At 58.3% G+C, this 1,579-nt stretch carries 5 protein-coding genes; 3 read left to right on the forward strand and 2 right to left on the reverse strand.

Annotated elements, in window-relative coordinates:
* Both EVC45_RS44515 and EVC45_RS47510 read right to left on the reverse strand, forming a co-directional pair.
* On the reverse strand, window positions 1-307 hold a 307-nt coding region (locus tag EVC45_RS44515), incomplete at its 3' end, for an IS6 family transposase (RefSeq protein WP_129964352.1).
* Between the two features lie 19 nt (window positions 308-326).
* Complete coding sequence (locus tag EVC45_RS47510) at window positions 327-590, reverse strand: UPF0149 family protein (RefSeq protein WP_248295540.1); 264 nt, start codon at window positions 588-590, stop codon at window positions 327-329.
* Between the two features lie 9 nt (window positions 591-599).
* Here EVC45_RS47510 and EVC45_RS47515 point away from each other — a divergent pair, with 9 nt between their 5' ends.
* From EVC45_RS47515 to EVC45_RS44530, 3 genes are all read left to right on the forward strand, one after another.
* A complete protein-coding gene (locus EVC45_RS47515) occupies window positions 600-869 on the forward strand; it encodes a hypothetical protein (RefSeq protein ID WP_248295541.1) in 270 nt (89 codons plus the stop codon).
* Complete coding sequence (locus tag EVC45_RS47520; RefSeq protein WP_248295542.1) at window positions 866-1,030, forward strand: hypothetical protein; 165 nt, start codon at window positions 866-868, stop codon at window positions 1,028-1,030. The genes EVC45_RS47515 and EVC45_RS47520 overlap by 4 nt, the downstream gene beginning before the upstream one ends.
* Before the next feature lie 19 nt (window positions 1,031-1,049).
* On the forward strand, window positions 1,050-1,579 hold a 530-nt coding region (locus tag EVC45_RS44530), incomplete at its 3' end, for a transposase (RefSeq protein ID WP_168991651.1).

Below are 1,579 nucleotides of genomic sequence, written 5' to 3' on the forward strand. Positions count from 1 at the left end.
ATTTCCACTCGCCTTTGATCTTGATATAGCTCTCGTCCATTCGCCAGCTTTTCCCAACCGGACGCTTGTGCTTGCGCAAGCTCCTTTCGAAGAGCGGCAGCAGTTTGATGACCCAGCGGTACACCGTCGAATGATCCACCGCGATACCACGCTCGCCCATCATTTCCGCAAGATTGCGCAAACTCAGCGAATAGGCCACGTACCATCGCACGCACAGCAAAATCACTTCAAGCGGGTAGTGAAGGCGCTTCAGGACCTTGGCCAGGCCCGGCGCGAGTGTGGTTCGCGGTGTCTTCGTCTTCTTCATCGCACAGATCAAAAATTCGCTACCCAATTTTAACGTGGGCCTTACTGCAACAGAACCGTTCCTCGCGCTTTTCCGCAGGGATCGGTGGTGGCCGCATCTGCAGGTCGGGATTGTGTTCATGATGCAGCATCATGATCGGGATCATCGGTCCGCCGTGCTCCTCGTCGTGGATCAGTTCCCCCCAACTCGCAGGACGCATCTGTACGCCGCGCATGAAGCCGTGTGCCCAGTCGTTGGCCGGGGCAACACCATCCTCGCGCTCGAGCAACACGGGCAGGTACACGTTCGGCTCATGCAGCGTTTGCTGCAATTAATAGCCGTCGAGCGTTTCGATGTTCATCGCTGCATCGCCGATGGAGTCAAGAAACCCGGCGAGACGGGCAAAATCGTCGTCGGCAAGCGGCTGTTGGGACGTCAGGTTATTCACGGCAGATTTTCTCTTCGCGAGGTCGAAGCGACTGTATTGAGCGATTATACGATGTCGAGCTCGCCGGTTGTGGTGCAAATAGCGCTCAAGGATCGGTTAGAGTGTCGCCTTGACCGATTTGAGGAGCCGCGATGAACAAGCTGAAGAGTCTGGACGAGCTATTCGCCGGCCGTCATTTTGACCGTGAGGTGATCATTCTTTCAACTGATTGCGGGTTTTCCGAAGGGGCCGAATTTGTCTGCGAGCCCCACCGGGAATGGCTTTCGGAGCTGGCGAGGGGGGAGCGGTTAAAGTGAGGGCTTTGCGGATGCGAAAATGGCTGCAAACCATGGCCGGCAGGCGATTCCCACGAAATTGAGTGAAGCGCAGTTCGGGCAATTTGTCTTGCCGCACCTGAGCCGGGGCCGGCGCGGCCCGCCGCCGACGTTGCCGTTACAGAGGATGTTCAACTACGTCCTGAAGGCGCTCTATATGGGGTGTCAATGGAAGATGCTGCCGATCGAAACGGATGCAAAGGGGCTGCCTGAAATCCACCACACCCGCATCTACCGGATCATGCGACGCTGGCAGGCTGACGGCAGCATCGACCGGGTCTTCGCGGGCTCGGTCGATCAACTGCATCGGGACCAGCTCCTCGACCTCGCGAACATCCATGGCGACGGCACGACCACAGCGGCAAAGAAAGGCGGCGACAACCTGGGCTACAGCGGGCACAAGCATCTGAAGGGCGACAAGGTGGTGGCCTTCAGCGATCGCAACTGCAACATCATCGCGCCATTCGTGACGGCGCCGGGCAATCGCAACGAATCACCCCTGCTGCGTGACGCGCTGCCCAAACTCACCGC

The organism is Paraburkholderia sp. UYCP14C (genome assembly GCF_004197395.1).
Taxonomy (GTDB): Bacteria; Pseudomonadota; Gammaproteobacteria; order Burkholderiales; family Burkholderiaceae; genus Paraburkholderia.

Coding starts and splice junctions, on each gene's coding strand:
- EVC45_RS47520 (WP_248295542.1), top strand. CDS start 866: ATGAACAAGCTGAAGAGTCTGGACGAGCTATTCGCCGGCCGTCATTTT.
- EVC45_RS47515 (WP_248295541.1), top strand. CDS start 600: ATGCAGCGTTTGCTGCAATTAATAGCCGTCGAGCGTTTCGATGTTCAT.